The sequence below is a fragment of the Candidatus Njordibacter sp. Uisw_039 genome (assembly GCF_047730075.1).
In the GTDB taxonomy this organism is placed as follows: Bacteria; Pseudomonadota; Gammaproteobacteria; order Pseudomonadales; family Balneatricaceae; genus Njordibacter.
In genome coordinates this window covers 2,529,756-2,544,937 of the sequence record NZ_CP159831.1, presented here as the reverse complement: position 1 = coordinate 2,544,937, position 15,182 = coordinate 2,529,756, and the positions used below count along the sequence as shown (strand labels likewise).

Below are 15,182 nucleotides of genomic sequence, written 5' to 3'. Positions count from 1 at the left end.
CCAGGTTGCCATAAGAATTTGCCTACTAAGTTAAAAGTTGTTCATTACTATTTGGAAATGAAGCCACAGTTGCTAACTATAATAATGCCTATGTTTCAGAGACTATAAAACCTATGGCTAAGCCCTTTTCACAAGCTTGCGCTAATAATCAAGAGATCATCTGTGGGATTTTGGAGCGAGTTTTTGCTGATAAGAAAAGTGTTCTCGAGATCGGCAGTGGAACAGGCCAGCATGGGGTTTGGTTTGCTAGAAAGCTGCCACACCTCAGTTGGCAAATGAGTGACCGAGAACAAAATCACGCCGGTATTAAGTGGTGGATGAACGACTATCCGGCACCCAATCTACTCCCTCCTATCCTATTAGATGTGCTGAATGACCACTGGCCAACAGCTCACTACGATGCTATTTACTCTGCCAATACCGCCCATATAATGCCTTGGGAAGCTGTGGCTGCTATGATTTCTGGCATCGGTGAACGGCTTGTATCTGGTGGTGTGTTTTGTCTCTATGGACCAATGAAATATTTAGGCGTGTTGGATGCGAAGACTAATATTGCATTTAATTATAGGCTACAGCAGCAATTTGCCCATCAGGGTATTAGAGAGTTTCATGATATTAATGGCTTGGCTACTGAAGCTGGACTGGTACTTCGGGAAGATAATCCAATGCCCGCCAATAATCGACTAATCGTCTGGCAAAAGATTTGATATTGATTGCAAAAGTTCCTCAGTTTGAAGGATAGTCCGCTAACATGTGGATAAAGGCCATCAGACTTGATGCTGAATTTTAGGTCATCCTGTCGATCAGTCGTCCCGTAGAAGGTGTCGAATGCTAGGGTTCACAGAACCTCCACACTAGTGGGGATGATTTGCTGACCATAGAATAATAAAAGCCCACATATATGTGGGCTTTTATAGAACCAATGGTTCTGTATTATCTGTTGAATAGAGAGTAAATAATTGCGATTGAGGCTAAACCTATCAACCCTTCACCGCCTAATGTGCTAATAATGCTGATAACATTATCAACAACACCAACACCTACGAATGCCACATTAGCACCAAAAATTACCTCTAAAACGATCGCTAAAGCAACAAGTGCGATGCCCGCTTCAGTTAATTTTCTAATACTACTTACTATACCATCCATCATAAATTTCCCCTTAACAGTTCGTTATTATTATTTTAGCCAAGCTAATGATTAGCATATTGACTAGGGACATCATAGCAATATGCCTGTGATTAGCAAATTATGGGCATTCTATCAGTTTGCTGTACTCGGATTGCACTCCAGTGGTTTTCCAACTGAATGCTGACCTGTTGTGAGCCTCTTAAGGCTGCGCGTTTAGAGTGAGTGCGAAGGCTTACTGCAATACGCTTGGTCTTATATTGTCCACGTATGTCCAACGGGACTCTAAGCGAGTAATAATAAGTGTATTTAGGGAGGACAATGTAAGAATATTCATGGTGCATGGTAGCGGTTCTCATGATAATTAGAAGATAGATATTCTTAATGTATATTAATAGGTTACCGGATTTTCCAAGAATATGTGCTACCAGTGCCCGGACTCGCGTCCTCCAGTAATAGCAGCACTTTGAGGTGATCCGTATGTCAGCAATAAAACTTACACAGCTACAAACCCGCTTTGCTGCCGAGATGATTAAAGATCCCACAAACGCGGCTGAGGCTTACCGACGTGTGGTTGGTCCTAATGTCAGGGGTGCGCGGTAATCGGCACATAAGTTGATGAACCATCCGAAAATGAAGGAATGGTCCGCTAATCAGCGGCTTCAACTCGATAAAGACGCTGCGTATACGCTACGGCGCTGTCACTGGGACCATGAGCAAGCAAAGCTCTCTTCATTGACCGCTAGTGAGTTTTTGATCGCTGTACAAAGCCAGATGAGGTTGCATGGGCTTACCCAGGTTACCAAATCGGTCAATAGCTCAGGCTACACCACCGCCAACTTGCGCTCCATGAGCGATGCTGACCTGGTTAAGTTATTAGGGGCTGACAGAATAGCACAGTTATCTGCTGTTAATAGCTGCGCTTAACGTTGAGCGGCTTGCCGTGAAGCTTTCAGTGCAAACACCATCGGTGCTTTATGGTCCCCTATGCCTTGGACTGTCTGCAGACTCATAGGCGCGGAAGCGACGAGGGGCGCGTTAGCGCCCTTAAGATGCAGACACAGACTACTGCGCAGACGAAATTACACCCCATTCTCCCTTAAAACAAGGTTCCAAACTTTTAAACGTAGATCTCGGATCCGTAAAGTAGAATCGGGGAAGACCCCCTTCTCTGCATAAGGGAACCTATATAGGGGCCGATATTCAGTTTAGTTTATTGCTCTGGTATATGGTGTCTTAGTAATGAAATTTATTCCAGTATATTAACCATAATCACTTTTGACCACGCTCGTCGTGTTCAAATAATTTGTGAGTTAGCCGTTTACTTTAAGCCTAAAATAATATAATTTAAGCTTAAAGTAAATATATGAAGATCTGATTTTAAGGCACACACTCATGAAAATAGCATGTATCGGAGGCGGCCCAGCAGGTCTTTATTTTGCCATCAGTATGAAATTGCGCAATCCCAGTCATCAGATTTTGGTGATTGAAAGAAATCGGCCAGACGATACCTTTGGTTGGGGTGTTGTGTTATCAGATGAGGCTCTCTCCAATGTAGATCGTAACGACCCCATTAGTGCTCAAGCGATTCGTGGTGAGTTTGCCTACTGGGATGATGTGGCAGTTGTTAAAGATGGCGTGCGCTCGGTTTCCGGCGGGCATGGTTTTTGTGGTATTGGCCGCATGAAGTTGTTACAAATACTGCAGCACAGGGCGCAGGAACTAGGTGTTGAATTACGCTTTGAAGCTGAAGCGGGAAAGTATGAAGACTACATGGATAGCTATGATCTTGTGGTTGCATCAGACGGCTTAAGGTCCAAGGCGAGAACTCAATTTGCTACAGTATTTGAGCCACAAATTGATGAGCGCCTATGCCATTTTATCTGGCTGGGTACTCATCAAAAATTTGATGATGCATTTGCTTTCATTTTTGAAAAAACAAAACACGGATGGGTCTGGGCACATGCGTACCAATTTAGTGATGACACTGCCACTTTTATTGTGGAATGTAGTAAAACCACCTTTGAAAAATTTGGTTTTGCGAACCTGACGCAACAAGAATCAATTGCAATTTGTGAGGATATTTTCAAAGAACATCTAGGCGGACATAGCCTAATGACCAATGCCAAGCATATTCGTGGATCGGCATGGATCAACTTTCCTCGTGTTATGTGCAATCGCTGGTCGCACAAAAATTTAGTACTCATGGGAGATGCAGCGGCAACAGCTCATTTTTCTATTGGTTCTGGAAGCCGACTAGCCTTCGACAGTGCCATTGCCTTGGCAGACTATATAGAGCAAGAAGCCGACTTACGCAATGCCTTCACTAAGTATGAAAATGATCGCCGCCTAGAGGTGCTACGTTTACAGTCTGCGGCACGTAATTCTATGGAGTGGTTTGAGCAGATAGAACGTTACCTAGATTTAGACCCAGTACAGTTTAGTTACGCGCTACTCACTCGATCACAGCGTATTAGCCACGAAAACCTGCGCCTTCGTGATCCGAAGTGGTTAGCCGATGCAGAACAATGGTTTCAACATCAAGGTAACAACCTTGTCACTGAGCGCAGTCCGATTTTTACACCCTTTAAGTTGCGTGGGCTTAAGCTTATCAATCGGATTGTGGTGTCTCCAATGGCACAATACAAAGCCGAAGAGGGTTGTCCTACAGACTGGCACTTGGTGCATTATGGCAGCCTAGCCAAAGGTGGTGCAGGGCTGGTCTATGTGGAAATGACATGCACCAGCGCTGATGCTCGTATCACTATAGGCTGTCCTGGCCTTTATGCGCCCGAGCATGGTGTTGCGTGGCGCAGGGTGACCGACTTTGTACACCAAGAAAGTGCAGCAAAAATTTGTGTACAGCTTGGCCATGCCGGCCCTAAAGGCTCTACCCAGCGTGGTTGGGAAAAAATGGACGCTCCTCTCGTTAGTGATAAGTTCAATAATAATTGGCCGCTAAAAGCAGCCTCCGCAGTGGCTTGGTCGGCAGGCAATCAAACGCCATCGGCCATGACTGAAGTCATGATGTGCCAAGTACTAAATGACTTTGTTTTAGCAGCCAAAATGGCCCTTGAAGCGGGTTTTGATATGGTTGAATTACACTGCGCTCATGGTTACTTATTGTCTTCATTCATCACTACTCTAACCAATGAACGAGAAGATCAATACGGTGGTAGTTTGGAGAATCGTCTCCGGTTTCCTTTGCGTGTGTTTACTGCAATTAGAGACGTGTTGCCCAAAGATATGCCTATGTCAGTGCGTATTTCTGCTCATGATTGGGTGGAAGGCATGGGCATGGATCCTTCACAAGCAGTGGCTGTTGCTAAGGCGTTTAAAGAAGCTGGAGCCGACATAATCGATGTTTCCAGTGGTCAAACCAGCAAACAAGCTAAACCAGTTTATGGGCGTATGTACCAAACGCCATTTGCTGATCAAATTCGTCATGAGGCGGACATACCAACCATGGCTGTGGGTAATATATTCGAAGCTGATCATGCCAATTCAATTCTTATGGCTGGCCGTGCCGATTTGGTTTGTTTGGCTCGTCCTCATCTTGCAAACCCTAATTGGACTCATCATGCAGCTGCACAACTGGGTGATGAAGAACAACAATGGCCATTACCTTATGGGCCAGGTAAGGACCAGTTCCATCGCTTAGCCCAGATTGAAGCTCAAAAAGCATTACAAGCTAGCTCAATACCTACTTCAGATAAAGGCAAGGAATAATATGAATTTAATGGATCAGCACGCCCTAGTGACGGGCGCAGGTTCAGGCGTAGGCCTTGCTATCGCCCAACAACTGGATGCACAAGGATGCTGGCTTACTTTGTGTGGCCGTAATGAGGCCCCGCTGAAACAATTAGCGGCCAGCTTACGTAACGCGCAGTTTGTGATATGTGATGTGACTGACAGAGCATCCTTAGATGCCGCATTGAGTAAAGCACGTGACAAGTTCGGACCGTTTTCTATTGCTATAGCCAATGCGGGCAGTGCCGAAGCTCGTCCATTCATCAAGCTGTCTCAACAAGACTGGCAAGATGCTATGGGCGTTAACCTTAACGGGTGTTTCAATACCTTTCAAGCGGTTCTACCCGACCTATTAGCACAAGGGGTTGGCCGCCTAATTGCAGTGTCTTCCACTGCAGGGCTGAGGGGTTACAAATATGCCTCTGCCTATAGCGCCGCCAAACACGGGGTCATTGGTTTGGTCAAGTCTTTGGCAATTGAGCTGGGGCCAAAAAACATCACTACTAACGCAGTGTGTCCGGGATTTACCGACACCCCTATGCTTCAGCGTAGTATCGAGCAGATCATGCAGGCTACTTCTGTTGATCGCCAACAGGCGGAGCAGCAGCTTCTTAAAGACAACCCCATTGGCCGGTTTACTCAAACAGAGGAAGTGGCTGCTGCAGTGGTATTTATGTGTCAGACCGCGGCCTGCAATGGCCACGCTTTGAGGTTGGACGGAGGTGCACTATAGGTGGTTAATTACTATGCAGATAATACACGCCAACATCTTCGAGTATGGCTGAAACTACTCAAAACCAGTAGTAATGTTGAGGCCATGTTACGAGAACGGCTAAGGCGAGAGTGTGGTACCACCTTGCCAAGGTTTGATGTCATGGCAGCACTGGATCATCACCCTGACGGCCTACGAATGTCTCAACTGTCTAGATTTTTGAAGGTGTCCAACGGTAACACTACTGGCATTGTTAATCGTCTGGTTGAGGATGGGATGATTGAGCGCGCACAAGATTCTCTAGATCGCCGCGCTCAAAAGGTTTGCCTTACTCCAAATGGAAAAAAAGAATTTGAACACTTGGCTCAACTCCACGCACAATGGATCGATGACATTATGACCCCCTTAAGCACTGAGCATTCAGCCACGCTAATTTCACTACTAGAAAAACTTACTAAGTTTGGAGTGACACAACCATGAGCGAGTTAGACAACTTTACAGCCCACCATTTCCACTGGCATTGTGACCAGGGCATCGGCTATATACGCCTTAATCGGCCAGAGCGTATGAATCCACTCACATTCGACAGCTATGCCGAACTTACAACGCTGTTTCTCATAGTGACGCAGCAAGACGCCATCAAAACCATTGTCATATTGTCTAATGGGGGCAACTTTTGCTCCGGTGGTGATGTACACGACATTATTGGCCCTTTGTTAGACATGGATACCAAAGGTTTGCTGCGATTCACCCGTATGACGGGTGGCTTAGTTAAATCCATGCTTGCTTGTGGAAAACCCATTATTGCAGCTGTTGATGGTGTTGCCGTTGGTGCTGGAGCTATCCTTGCAATGGCCAGCGACATGCGTATAGCAACACCTGAAGCGAAAACAGCCTTTCTCTTTACACGGGTGGGGTTGGGTGGATGTGACATGGGAGCTTGCGCCATTTTACCGCGTATTATTGGTCAATCTCGAGCCGCCGATTTGCTCTTTACAGGAAGAATGATGAGCGCAGAAGAAGGCGAACGTTGGGGGTTTTACAGCAGAATTGTGGCAGCTGAAGAGCTAAAGGGAGTAGCCTGTAAAATGGCGAAGAAAATCGCTGAGGGACCCAGTTTCGCCCATATGATGACAAAAACCCAACTTAATCACGAATGGAATATGGCGCCCGAGCAAGCCATCGAAGCCGAAGCACAAGCACAAGCACTGTGCATGCAAACGAAAGATTTCAGCCGTGCCTATAAGGCGTTTATCAACAAGCAGAAACCTTGCTTCGAGGGTGATTGATCATGCAACGCGACACTAGTTTTCTAAACTGGCCATTTTTTGACGCTCATCACCGCCAACTGGCCTTACAGCTAGAGCTTTGGTGCGAGACCCACTTGCCAGTTGATCATAGCGATATTGATCAGGCCTGCATCAAGTTGGTGCAAATGTTAGGCGATGGAGGCTGGCTTACACACAGCGCCATTGATCCTGAGATATCCTCGGTACAGGCGCTAGATGTGCGTAGTTTGTGCCTAATCCGTGAAACCTTGGCGCGGCATGACGCCTTAGCTGATTTTGCCTTTGCCATGCAAGGCCTCGGTACAGGCGCAATTAGCCTCTTTGGTACCAAAGACCAGCAGCAATGGCTGTATAAAACCCGGGCGGGTGAGGTCCTAGCAGGATTTGCTCTAACCGAACCACAATCTGGTTCCGATGTCGCTAATATCGAGTTAAGTGCCACATTCGATGGTGATCACTACATACTTAACGGTGAAAAGACCTGGATTTCTAACGGTGGCATTGCCCATGTATATTGCGTCTTTGCACGCACTGGAGAAGCAGCAGGTGCCAAAGGCCTGTCCGCATTTTTAGTGGCAACTGATAGTCCTGGTCTCAAAGTAGCAGAGCGATTACATACCATTGCTCCTCACCCGCTAGCTAGGCTGTCGTTTAACAATGTAACGGTTAATGCGAGTCAGTTACTTGGCCAAGCTGGAGATGGTTTTAAAGTGGCTATGTCTGTGCTCGATATTTTCCGCTCAAGCGTTGGTGCTGCGGCTGTGGGCATGGCCCGGCGAGCATTACATGAATCCTTAGAACGCAGCCAAAACAGACGCTTGTTTGGTGCCCCATTAAACGACCTACAAATGGTGCAAGGGCACTTGGCGGATATGGCCACACAAATTGATGCGGCGGCATTGCTGGTTTATCGCGCAGCATGGACCAAAGATCAAGGTGTACTTAGGGTGTCTAAAGAAGCGGCTATGGCCAAACTTTATGCAACAGAAATGGCCCAAAAGGTGATTGATCAAGCAGTACAAATTCATGGTGCAGAAGGGGTAAGAACTGGCGCTACGGTAGAGTGCTTATATCGGGAAATTCGAGCTTTGCGCATTTATGAAGGCGCCACAGATGTACAAAAGATAATTATTGCCAAGCAATTACAAGCAGGAGCACGTTCATGACATTATTAACTTCTGGCCATGTGGATACTTTTTCTAGTGACAATTTACCGCCTAAGCACCAATGGCCTGAGCTCAATGCTAACCAATATGCCTATCCTCAACAACTCAATGTTGCTGTGGAGCTTACCGACAACATGGTTGAACGAGGATTTGGTGATCATGTTGCGTTAATCGGTAATGGTCGTATGCGTACCTATAAAGAACTCTCTGATTGGACCAATCGTTTAGCTCATGCTTTGGTGGATGATTACGGCATTCAATCAGGTAATCGCATATTGATACGGGCCGCGAATAATCCTGCACTTGTGGCTTGTTGGCTAGCCGCAACAAAAGCAGGGGCAGTGGTGGTGAATACTATGCCGTTGCTTAGAGCAGGTGAGCTCAGTCAAATTGTTGATCTGGCAAATATTAAACTGGCTTTATGTGACACTCGCTTAATGGATGAAATGGACATTTGTGCCCAAACCAGCGATATATTACAGCAAGTCGTTGGTTTTGATGGTACAGCGAATTTTGATGCTGAATTAGACCGAGCGGCGCTCAATAAACCTGTACGCTTTCAGGCTGTTGCCACTAGTGCAGACGATGTGGCTTTATTAGGCTTTACCTCAGGGACGACAGGTAAACCAAAAGCTACTATGCACTTTCATCGCGACTTACTTATTATTGCGGATGGCTACGCTCGTGAAATACTGCAAGTGGCACCAGATGACGTATTTGTAGGATCACCTCCTTTAGCATTTACCTTTGGTCTAGGTGGTTTGGCAATTTTTCCATTACGTTTTGGTGCCACTGCTATTTTGCTGGAAACTGCGTCGCCAAAGGAGATGATCAATATTATTGAAACCTACAAGGCAACTATCTGTTTCACTTCCCCGACAGCCTATCGTGTGATGTTAAACGCTATGGACGAAGGAGCAGATTTGTCTAGTCTGAGGATTGCTGTGTCTGCAGGTGAAACATTACCTGCTTCTGTGTTTGAGGATTGGCAAGCCAAAACTGGGAAACCAATGCTCGATGGCATTGGCGCCACAGAAATGTTACATATTTTTATGTCCAACCGTGTTGGCGACGCTCATCCTGCCTGTACCGGCAAGCCTATCAGTGGTTACCAGGCAAAAATAGTAGATGAACACATGCAAGAAATGCCTCGAGGCGAGGTAGGGAAGCTTGCTGTGCGCGGTCCAACGGGTTGCCGATATTTGAATGATGAGCGCCAAGCTAACTATGTGGTTGATGGCTGGAACCTTACAGGTGACTCATTTTTTCAAGACAAAGATGGCTACTTTCACTTTGCAGCACGTACCGATGACATGATCCTATCTTCTGGCTATAACATCGCTGGGCCAGAAGTGGAGGACTGCTTACTAGGCCATGAAGCCGTGTCTGAATGTGCGGTTATTGGTACCCCAGATGAGCACCGTGGCCAACTTGTGAATGCCTATATTGTACTAAATGAAACTTACCAAGCTTCCGATGAGCTAATACTGAAGCTGCAAGACTATGTCAAAAACACCATTGCACCTTATAAGTATCCCCGGTTAGTGCATTTTATTGATGCGCTACCCAAAACTGAAACAGGAAAAATCCAACGTTTCAAATTAAAAGTCTTGTAGTAACTTATAGTAACTTATAGTTACTAGGGTCGCCGCAGGTCTAAAAATAAAACCAAAATAGGGAGTTCTGCTATGAAAAAGCAATTGATTACCAGTATGTTAAGTGCGGCCTTGTGCTTAGCGCCACAAGTTGAAGCTAGTCCAGTTAAAGTCGGAATGATCACCACGTTGTCTGGTGGAGGATCCGGCCTAGGTGTAGATGTGCGAGACGGCTTTATGTTAGCTGTCAATAAGGCAAATAACAGTGACCTAGAGGTTATCATCGAAGATGATGGTCGCAAGCCTTCACTGGCTGTTCAAATTGCCGATAAAATGATCCAAAAAGATAAGGTTGATATTCTTACCGGCATCATTTGGTCAAACTTAGCCATGGCCGTGGTGCCAAGTAGCGTTAACCAGGGCATACTATATTTGTCACCTAACGCAGGACCATCTGCTTTAGCGGGCAAAGGTTGCAACAAAAACTATTTTAACGTGGCTTGGCAAAATGATAATTTACATGAAGCCATGGGTAGCTATGCTAACGGTGAAGAGCACCAAAATAGTTTTATTTTGGCACCTAATTATCCTGCCGGTAAGGATGCATTAACGGGCTACAAGCGATTCTATCAAGGGCAGCTAGCAGGGGAGCTTTATACTAAGCTGGGTCAAACCGATTATGCAGCCGAAATTGCTCAAATTAGAGCATCCGGTGCCGATAGCGTTTTCTTTTTCCTTCCAGGAGGTATGGGTATCTCCTTTATGAAGCAATACTCTCAAGCAGGTATGACCATACCATTGATGGGTCCAGCGTTCTCCTTTGATCAAGGTATTCTTCAGGCCGTGGGCAAGTCTGCCTTAGGTGTCAGAAACTCCTCACAGTGGAATAAAGATATAGACAACGCCGCGAATAAAACTTTTGTTGCTGACTTTGAAAGCGCCTATGGTCGACTTCCTTCCTTGTACGCAAGCCAAGGCTACGATACTGCTAATCTGATCTTGTCTGCCATGCAGTCTTCCGACATTAACGATAAGGATGCTTTTAGAGCAGCTATCAGGTCGGCTCAGTTTGATTCAGTGCGCGGCAACTTCCGCTTTGGTAACAATCAACACCCTATTCAGGACATATATGTGCGTGAGGTGGTGATGCAAGGTGATGTGCTAACCAACAAAATCATTGGCGTAGCTCTGAAGGACCACCAAGATGCGTACGCAGCAGACTGCGCGCTGTAATTTTTACTGAACCGCAAGCGGCACATCAGTGCCGCTTTATTATGGAGACACTAGTATGGGTGCCATTCTGTTCTTAGAGCAATGCCTCAACGGTTTACAGTTAGGCATCATGCTATTCTTAATGGCGGCAGGGTTAACCCTTATTTTTGGTGTTATGGGCCTGATTAACTTGGCCCATGGTTCTTTGTATATGATAGGCGCCTTTGCTTGTGCTGCTGTTGCCAGTTGGACTGGCTCTTTTACGCTTGGCCTTGTGGCCAGCGTGGTAGTTGCAGCAGCAGCTGGTGCGCTTATTGAGATTGGCGTCATGAGACGCTTGTATCAGCGGGAACACCTTGATCAGGTCCTCGCCACTTTTGCTCTTATTTTAATTAGTTCCGAAGCCATGCGATGGCTGTTCGGATCATATCCTTTATACCTTGATGTACCTGAAATATTTTATGGTGCAATCAATCTGTTTGGCGTACTGCAATATTCTAGATATAGACTTTTTATTATTGTATTAGGGTTACTGACGGCCGTAGGAATTTACCTACTGATCAACAAAACCCGTATCGGTATGCGAATTCGTGCCGGTGCTGCAGATCGTCAAATGACGGCAGCCTTGGGTATAAATATTAGCTTAATTTTCACGTTAGTATTTGCCCTAGGAGCCGCGCTGGCTGGCTTTGCTGGAGCCTTAGTAGGAAGCATTCAATCAGTGGATATCGGCATGGGTGAACCTGTGCTGATCCTCGCCTTTGTAGTGGTAGTTATTGGGGGGATTGGATCTATTAGAGGAGCCTTAGTTGGGGCCATTATTGTAGGCATGGTTGATACTTTGGGCCGTGGTTACTTACCCCAGCTGTTGCAATTGATACTAGATCCAGTCTTTGCTAATACCTTGGGGGCGGCACTGGCCTCTATTGCCATCTATCTGTTAATGATCATAATCTTAATATTCAAACCCCAAGGTTTGTTCCCTGCTCATGGATAATTATATGTCAGAGAAATATCTAAACCGAATCATGATAGCTCTTTTAGTAGGGCTGCCTTGGTTGGCCCATTGGCTAGACGAACCCTATTATGTATCGCTGGCAACTCGAATCGCTATCTTGGCCTTAGCTGGTGTTGGCTTGAATCTTGCCTTAGGCCTAGGAGGTATGGTTTCTTTTGGTCATGCCGCTTTCTTTGGTATAGGTGGCTACGTCACCGGAATTCTCGCAAGCCATGCGTTCAACTCCGAACCTATAATTAGTGGTTTTATGGGCACCACCCACATGCTCATTATTTGGCCGCTAGCGATGTTAATTGCAGCTATAGTTGCAGTTTTTATTGGCTTGCTCAGCTTACGCACCAGCGGTGTTTATTTTATTATGATCACTTTGGCGTTTGCTCAGATGATCTACTATTTCTCCATTTCTTGGCCCACTTATGGCGGCGAAGATGGATTACCCATCTATGTACGTAATGGTTTTCCGGGCCTCAATACGCTCCAGCCAATACAGTTCTTTATGATCTGCTGCACGCTGCTATTAATCACTTTGTGGGGGGTGTCTCGATTACAGAATTCACGTTTTGGCAATGCATTGCAAGCCTTGCGGCAAAATGAAACTCGGGTTACCTCTATTGGCATCAACCCCTTGGGCATCAAACTGACTGCGTTCGTCATCTCCGCCACTATTACCGCATTAGCGGGGTCCCTGTTTGCCGACCTCAACCGTTTTGTGAGTCCTACCATGTTTTCTTGGCACACCTCGGGTGAAATTATGATTTTTGTTATTTTGGGCGGCTTGGGGCGGCTTTACGGACCTTTGGCAGGGGCTGGTTTATTTATCCTTTGCGAGGCCCTCCTTGGGGGGTGGACAGAGTATTGGCAGTTTTTCTTAGGCCTGCTATTACTTGGTGTGGTGCTGTTCGCTAGAGGTGGCCTAATCGGCTTATTAAGCAGAGAACAAAAAAATGCCTAACCCTGTAATAGAAATCACCAATTTAAGCAAAAGCTTTGGCGCTATTCAAGCTACACAAGACCTTAGCCTGACGCTTAATTTTGGCGAAATTCATGCCTTGATTGGTCCCAATGGTGCCGGAAAATCCACACTTATTAAACAAATAACGGGTTACATTCAACCTGATCAGGGTCAGATTCGTTTTTTGGGTCAAGCCATCAATCAATTATCCCCCGCTAACAGAGCCAAGTCGGGCTTAGCCCAAACTTTTCAAGTATCTTCTTTGATCATGGAGTATAGCTGTGTCGATAACTTGCTCTTAGTTGTGCAGGCCCGCAGTGGCTCTAGTTTTAGTTTTTTTGCTGCTGTCAGAGACGATCAGAGGTTATTAGCGCAAGCCCACAACTATCTAGAGCAAGTGGGACTATCAGAACGCCACCACCTACCAGCATCAGCTCTATCACATGGAGAAAGGCGGCAATTGGAAATTGCTATGGCGTTGGCATTAGAACCGAAGGCATTTTTACTGGATGAACCTATGGCTGGCATGGATCCTGCTGGGGTCAAAAATCTTATAGAAAGATTAAAGGAAATGCGTCTACAAGCCCCTATTTTACTAATAGAACATGATATGGCTGCAGTATTTGCTCTTGCCGACCGTATTACAGTGCTGGACTACGGTCGTATCATTGCCACTGGAAGCGTGGATAGCATACGCAATAATGAGCAAGTGCAAACCGCTTACTTGGGAGTGGCCCCATGACTCAGCCGCTACTCCAAGTATTAAAGCTTACTGCGCATTACGGTGTTGCTCAGGCTTTATTTGACGTCAACTTAACCATTCTTCCAGGCCAAGTTGTTGCTCTAATGGGGCGTAACGGTATGGGAAAAACCACCACTGTGAATGTGGTATGTGGACTCTTGGGTTGCACCTCTGGGGAGGTTCATTTTAACGGCCATGATTGTGGTCAAATGGCTAGTTATAAAATTGCCCGCCTAGGTATTGGTTTAGTGCCGGAGGGGCGTCGATGTTTTGCTAATTTAACAGTGGGTGAAAATCTCTTAGTGGCAGCGACACAAGGAGAGTGGACCCTAGAAAAAGTGTGTGGTTTGTTACCGCGATTGAAGGAACGTCTAGACCAGTACGCCAACACCTTATCCGGTGGTGAACAACAAATGTTAGCCATCGGTCGGGCGCTATTAACCAACCCTAAACTACTCATTCTAGACGAGGCCACGGAGGGCTTAGCTCCTGTTATAAGGCAAGAAATCTGGCACATTGTGGCTAGCTTAAAAGATGCTGGTCAATCAATTTTGTTAATTGATAAATCGCTTGCAGAGTTGTTGCCCATAACCGATTTATGCGTGCTTCTTGAAAGGGGCTCCACTGTATGGCAAGGGGCACCGGAGGAACTTAACGCGGATCTTCGTGACCGTTATTTAGGGATATAATGATGACACCTTTCAAATTCCACCACCGCGTATTATTCCAGCATTGTGACCCTGCTGGAATGGTATTCTACCCACGTTATTTTGAAATGATTAATGCCTGTGTTGAAACATGGTTTGAACAAGAAGTAGAGGTGCCTTTTAACGAAATGCACTTGCAGCTTGGCCTGAGTGTGCCCACAGTAGCAACCGAAACCAAGTTCCACGCACCTAGTCACTTAGGAGATCGTTTGATTTTTCAGATGGAGGTGCGTACGTGTGGTAACACCAGCTTACAATTGAATATTTCCGCGAGTTGTGATGAACAACTTCGCCTCACCAACGAAACAACCTTGGTGCTTGTTGAGCAAAAAAATGGGCGCCCAACGCCTTGGAGTGAGCACTCAAACTTCAACAAACTAACTGATACTTATTCATAAGGAAATAACATGAAATTACTTAATCCTCCTCACTGGAAACCAGCCAAAGGCTACGCTAACGGTGTTATGTCTCAAGGTCAGCAAATTTTTGTTGGTGGGCAAATTGGCTGGAATGAAAATCAGATATTCGAAACTCAAGACTTTGTGGCTCAATGCGAGCAAACGTTAATGAACATTGTTGAAGTGCTCGCTCAAGCCAATGCCAAGCCAGAACATTTGGTTCGCTTAACCTGGTACGTAGTGGATAAACAAGTGTACCTGAAGCATCAAAAGGCCCTAGGAGATGTTTTTAGAAAGGTTATTGGTCGTCACTTTCCTGCCATGACTATGGTGCAAGTTGCAGATCTTATTGAGGACCAAGCTCTGGTTGAAATCGAAGCGACTGCAGTCGTCGAATAATTAACATCTCTACAGCGGGCAGTGAACTCAAGGGTGTCAGGGGTAAATTGGATATTAATATATAAAGAGATGCTGTTTGTGTGTTGTACGGAAGGTACGGGTGTGTGTGAAGGA

The 15,182-nt window shown here is 45.9% G+C and carries 18 protein-coding genes; 16 read left to right on the top strand and 2 right to left on the bottom strand.

What is annotated here, in order from left to right:
* The first annotated feature begins 113 nt into the window (after nt 1–113).
* The gene (locus tag ABXT70_RS12145; protein ID WP_443640730.1) at nt 114–707 is read left to right on the top strand and encodes a DUF938 domain-containing protein; all 594 of its coding nucleotides are present in this window, start codon (nt 114–116) and stop codon (nt 705–707) included.
* A 226-nt stretch (nt 708–933) separates the two neighbouring features.
* On the opposite strand, the gene ABXT70_RS12140 is transcribed toward ABXT70_RS12145, so the two are convergent.
* Together ABXT70_RS12140 and ABXT70_RS12135 are read right to left on the bottom strand one after the other, a co-directional pair.
* The gene (locus ABXT70_RS12140) at nt 934–1,152 is read right to left on the bottom strand and encodes a hypothetical protein (protein ID WP_443640729.1); all 219 of its coding nucleotides are present in this window, start codon (nt 1,150–1,152) and stop codon (nt 934–936) included.
* An 89-nt stretch (nt 1,153–1,241) separates the two neighbouring features.
* Nucleotides 1,242–1,472 carry a DUF6538 domain-containing protein gene (locus tag ABXT70_RS12135; RefSeq protein ID WP_443640728.1) on the bottom strand — a complete coding sequence of 77 codons (231 nt, stop codon included), beginning with the start codon at nt 1,470–1,472 and terminating at the stop codon, nt 1,242–1,244.
* Between the two features lie 136 nt (nt 1,473–1,608).
* Here ABXT70_RS12135 and ABXT70_RS12130 point away from each other — a divergent pair, with 136 nt between their 5' ends.
* The 15 genes from ABXT70_RS12130 (at nt 1,609) to ABXT70_RS12060 (ending at nt 15,068) form a co-directional block, all read left to right on the top strand.
* Entirely contained in the window at nt 1,609–1,731 is a 123-nt protein-coding gene (locus ABXT70_RS12130; RefSeq protein WP_443640727.1) for a hypothetical protein, read from the top strand.
* A gap of 15 nt (nt 1,732–1,746) precedes the next feature.
* Nucleotides 1,747–2,055: a hypothetical protein gene (locus ABXT70_RS12125; protein WP_443640726.1), complete on the top strand. Its 309-nt coding sequence runs from the start codon at nt 1,747–1,749 to the stop codon at nt 2,053–2,055.
* Between the two features lie 468 nt (nt 2,056–2,523).
* Entirely contained in the window at nt 2,524–4,857 is a 2,334-nt protein-coding gene (locus ABXT70_RS12120; protein WP_443640725.1) for a bifunctional salicylyl-CoA 5-hydroxylase/oxidoreductase, read from the top strand.
* A gap of 1 nt (nt 4,858) precedes the next feature.
* On the top strand, nt 4,859–5,611 hold the full coding sequence (locus tag ABXT70_RS12115; protein ID WP_443640724.1) for an SDR family NAD(P)-dependent oxidoreductase: 753 nt from the start codon (nt 4,859–4,861) through the stop codon (nt 5,609–5,611).
* A complete protein-coding gene (locus tag ABXT70_RS12110) occupies nt 5,612–6,070 on the top strand; it encodes a MarR family winged helix-turn-helix transcriptional regulator (RefSeq protein WP_443640723.1) in 459 nt (152 codons plus the stop codon). It begins immediately after the preceding gene.
* Complete coding sequence (locus ABXT70_RS12105) at nt 6,067–6,879, top strand: enoyl-CoA hydratase family protein (protein WP_443640722.1); 813 nt, start codon at nt 6,067–6,069, stop codon at nt 6,877–6,879. The genes ABXT70_RS12110 and ABXT70_RS12105 overlap by 4 nt, the downstream gene beginning before the upstream one ends.
* A 2-nt stretch (nt 6,880–6,881) precedes the next feature.
* Nucleotides 6,882–8,045 carry an acyl-CoA dehydrogenase family protein gene (locus ABXT70_RS12100; RefSeq protein ID WP_443640721.1) on the top strand — a complete coding sequence of 388 codons (1,164 nt, stop codon included), beginning with the start codon at nt 6,882–6,884 and terminating at the stop codon, nt 8,043–8,045.
* A complete protein-coding gene (locus tag ABXT70_RS12095; RefSeq protein ID WP_443640720.1) occupies nt 8,042–9,661 on the top strand; it encodes a benzoate-CoA ligase family protein in 1,620 nt (539 codons plus the stop codon). Before ABXT70_RS12100 ends, ABXT70_RS12095 begins: the two co-directional genes overlap by 4 nt.
* A 72-nt stretch (nt 9,662–9,733) precedes the next feature.
* The gene (locus ABXT70_RS12090) at nt 9,734–10,873 is read left to right on the top strand and encodes an ABC transporter substrate-binding protein (protein WP_443640719.1); all 1,140 of its coding nucleotides are present in this window, start codon (nt 9,734–9,736) and stop codon (nt 10,871–10,873) included.
* Between the two features lie 55 nt (nt 10,874–10,928).
* Nucleotides 10,929–11,849, top strand: coding sequence for a branched-chain amino acid ABC transporter permease (locus ABXT70_RS12085; RefSeq protein WP_443640718.1), 921 nt, complete (start codon nt 10,929–10,931; stop codon nt 11,847–11,849).
* 4 nt (nt 11,850–11,853) lie between these two features.
* A complete protein-coding gene (locus ABXT70_RS12080; protein WP_443640717.1) occupies nt 11,854–12,822 on the top strand; it encodes a branched-chain amino acid ABC transporter permease in 969 nt (322 codons plus the stop codon).
* Complete coding sequence (locus ABXT70_RS12075) at nt 12,815–13,564, top strand: ABC transporter ATP-binding protein (protein ID WP_443640716.1); 750 nt, start codon at nt 12,815–12,817, stop codon at nt 13,562–13,564. The genes ABXT70_RS12080 and ABXT70_RS12075 overlap by 8 nt, the downstream gene beginning before the upstream one ends.
* Nucleotides 13,561–14,253 carry an ABC transporter ATP-binding protein gene (locus ABXT70_RS12070; protein ID WP_443640715.1) on the top strand — a complete coding sequence of 231 codons (693 nt, stop codon included), beginning with the start codon at nt 13,561–13,563 and terminating at the stop codon, nt 14,251–14,253. Before ABXT70_RS12075 ends, ABXT70_RS12070 begins: the two co-directional genes overlap by 4 nt.
* Nucleotides 14,253–14,669, top strand: a complete 417-nt coding sequence (locus ABXT70_RS12065; RefSeq protein ID WP_443640714.1) for an acyl-CoA thioesterase — start codon at nt 14,253–14,255, stop codon at nt 14,667–14,669. Before ABXT70_RS12070 ends, ABXT70_RS12065 begins: the two co-directional genes overlap by 1 nt.
* A gap of 9 nt (nt 14,670–14,678) precedes the next feature.
* A complete protein-coding gene (locus tag ABXT70_RS12060) occupies nt 14,679–15,068 on the top strand; it encodes a RidA family protein (protein ID WP_443640713.1) in 390 nt (129 codons plus the stop codon).
* Nucleotides 15,069–15,182 lie beyond the last annotated feature (114 nt).

Coding starts and splice junctions, on each gene's coding strand:
- ABXT70_RS12145 (WP_443640730.1), top strand. CDS start 114: ATGGCTAAGCCCTTTTCACAAGCTTGCGCTAATAATCAAGAGATCATC.
- ABXT70_RS12140 (WP_443640729.1), bottom strand. CDS start 1,152: ATGATGGATGGTATAGTAAGTAGTATTAGAAAATTAACTGAAGCGGGC.
- ABXT70_RS12135 (WP_443640728.1), bottom strand. CDS start 1,472: ATGCACCATGAATATTCTTACATTGTCCTCCCTAAATACACTTATTAT.
- ABXT70_RS12130 (WP_443640727.1), top strand. CDS start 1,609: ATGTCAGCAATAAAACTTACACAGCTACAAACCCGCTTTGCTGCCGAG.
- ABXT70_RS12125 (WP_443640726.1), top strand. CDS start 1,747: ATGAACCATCCGAAAATGAAGGAATGGTCCGCTAATCAGCGGCTTCAA.
- ABXT70_RS12120 (WP_443640725.1), top strand. CDS start 2,524: ATGAAAATAGCATGTATCGGAGGCGGCCCAGCAGGTCTTTATTTTGCC.
- ABXT70_RS12115 (WP_443640724.1), top strand. CDS start 4,859: ATGAATTTAATGGATCAGCACGCCCTAGTGACGGGCGCAGGTTCAGGC.
- ABXT70_RS12105 (WP_443640722.1), top strand. CDS start 6,067: ATGAGCGAGTTAGACAACTTTACAGCCCACCATTTCCACTGGCATTGT.
- ABXT70_RS12100 (WP_443640721.1), top strand. CDS start 6,882: ATGCAACGCGACACTAGTTTTCTAAACTGGCCATTTTTTGACGCTCAT.
- ABXT70_RS12095 (WP_443640720.1), top strand. CDS start 8,042: ATGACATTATTAACTTCTGGCCATGTGGATACTTTTTCTAGTGACAAT.
- ABXT70_RS12090 (WP_443640719.1), top strand. CDS start 9,734: ATGAAAAAGCAATTGATTACCAGTATGTTAAGTGCGGCCTTGTGCTTA.
- ABXT70_RS12085 (WP_443640718.1), top strand. CDS start 10,929: ATGGGTGCCATTCTGTTCTTAGAGCAATGCCTCAACGGTTTACAGTTA.
- ABXT70_RS12080 (WP_443640717.1), top strand. CDS start 11,854: ATGTCAGAGAAATATCTAAACCGAATCATGATAGCTCTTTTAGTAGGG.
- ABXT70_RS12075 (WP_443640716.1), top strand. CDS start 12,815: ATGCCTAACCCTGTAATAGAAATCACCAATTTAAGCAAAAGCTTTGGC.
- ABXT70_RS12070 (WP_443640715.1), top strand. CDS start 13,561: ATGACTCAGCCGCTACTCCAAGTATTAAAGCTTACTGCGCATTACGGT.
- ABXT70_RS12065 (WP_443640714.1), top strand. CDS start 14,253: ATGATGACACCTTTCAAATTCCACCACCGCGTATTATTCCAGCATTGT.
- ABXT70_RS12060 (WP_443640713.1), top strand. CDS start 14,679: ATGAAATTACTTAATCCTCCTCACTGGAAACCAGCCAAAGGCTACGCT.